The organism is Robbsia andropogonis (genome assembly GCF_000970345.1).
Lineage (GTDB): Bacteria > Pseudomonadota > Gammaproteobacteria > Burkholderiales > Burkholderiaceae > Robbsia > Robbsia andropogonis.
Window position 1 is genome coordinate 1 of the sequence record NZ_LAQU01000200.1, and the last position, 1,163, is coordinate 1,163.

General features: G+C 56.5%; 1 protein-coding gene. It reads left to right on the forward strand.

What is annotated here, in order from left to right; genetic code table 11:
- Window positions 1-52: 52 nt before the first annotated feature.
- Window positions 53-1,105 carry a PDDEXK nuclease domain-containing protein gene (locus tag WM40_RS27110; protein WP_046154652.1) on the forward strand — a complete coding sequence of 351 codons (1,053 nt, stop codon included), beginning with the start codon at window positions 53-55 and terminating at the stop codon, window positions 1,103-1,105.
- Window positions 1,106-1,163 lie beyond the last annotated feature (58 nt).

The following is a 1,163-nucleotide window of genomic DNA, read 5'->3' on the forward strand; positions in this document are numbered from 1 at the left end:
TCTGGTGAAATCAACGCATATGAATAATCACACGCCGCACGGCGCCATCACTATGGATCACGATCTCATCTCCGATCATTATCGCCAGTGGCTTGCGGCGCTCAAGACACAGATCCACACGGCACAGCAACGCGCCTCACTCGCCGTCAACCGCGAGCTCGTTTTGCTGTACTGGCAGATCGGTCGAGACATTCGCAGGCAGCAAGCCGAGCAGGGGTGGGGTAGCAAGGTGATCGAGCGTCTTGCGCGAGACTTGCGGGCTGCTTTCCCGGATATGAAAGGTTTCTCCCGCGCAAACTTGATGTACATGCGCGCGTTTGCAGATGCCTGGCCAGAAGCGGCAATTGTCCAACAGGCTGTTGGACAATTGCCCTGGGGCCATAATCTGGTCTTGCTCTCCCGTCTTAAAGACCCGCAGTGGCGCCTCGCCTACGCTAACGGCGCGGTGGAACATGGTTGGTCACGCAGTGTGTTGACCTTGTACATCGAAGCGCAGACTCTGGAGCGGCAAGGCCGCGCTGTGACCAATTTCGCGCAGCGACTTCCCGCGCCCCAATCCGATCTCGCCCGTGAGTCATTGAAAGACCCGTATCGCTTTGATTTCCTCGGTTTGGGCGTTGATGCGCAAGAGCGGGCCATCGAGCAAGCGTTGGTGCAACACGTCACCGCGTTTTTGATCGAGTTGGGCGCAGGGTTCGCCTTCGTCGGCCGGCAAGTACCCATCGAGGTTGGCGGCGACGATTTTTTTATTGATCTACTCTTTTATCACCTCAAGCTGCGGTGCTACGTGGTCATCGAGCTCAAGGCCGGGGCGTTCAAACCCGAACATGTCGGCCAGTTAAATTTTTACATGAGCGCTGTCGACGAGCTGGTCAAGCATCCGGCCGATGAGCCAACCATCGGCTTGTTGCTGTGCAAAAGTAAGAATCGGGTTGTTGCCGAATATGCCTTACGTAACACGAGCAAGCCGATCGGCGTCGCAGAATATCAGTTAGTCAATTCTCTACCAGAGCGCCTCAAAACGAATCTCCCGAGCATCGAAGAGATCGAACTGGAGTTTGGCGCGGACGACACCTCGGACGAATCGGGCGCGCCAATACCGTGACGACCTCTGCGAAGTCATCTATTCGGACATCAACTCGCCAAGCCGACCGCCGACTGAG

Excerpts from the sequence above, each read along its gene's own strand:
- WM40_RS27110 (WP_046154652.1), top strand. The coding sequence starts at position 53 with ATGGATCACGATCTCATCTCCGATCATTATCGCCAGTGGCTTGCGGCG.